This window comes from Serratia sp. 506_PEND, assembly GCF_001076875.1.
Lineage (GTDB): Bacteria > Pseudomonadota > Gammaproteobacteria > Enterobacterales > Enterobacteriaceae > Serratia > Serratia marcescens.
Genome location: NZ_JVEL01000122.1, coordinates 1 through 282, shown reverse-complemented (window position 1 = coordinate 282; position 282 = coordinate 1). Strand labels below are relative to the sequence as shown.

General features: G+C 54.3%; 1 protein-coding gene. It reads right to left on the bottom strand.

Going from position 1 to position 282, the window contains the following annotated elements; genetic code table 11:
* On the bottom strand, positions 1–282 hold a 282-nt coding region (locus ADK28_RS03485; RefSeq protein WP_048794894.1), incomplete at both ends, for a type VI secretion system baseplate subunit TssG.

Here is a 282-nt window from a genome sequence, read left to right as displayed (position 1 = left end):
CCGGCAGAAAACGGAGAAAATCACGAAATGAAAGGTTATTGATTTTTAAAACGAATTTTCCGGCGCAGTCATTGACCCGCTCACCCGAAATGAAATCCTGCCCGAGGCCCACGCCGGACTGACCGAGGCGGTTTTGCTGCTCGTCACAGACCGCCACTTTACGCATCTGCCAGTCTTCCACCTCCACGCTCTCCAGGTCGAAGCAGTGCATCACCAGACCGGAAATCACCTCAGGTGAACGGCTGGGACTCGCCAGCATCCCTGCATAAGAGAGCATTTTGG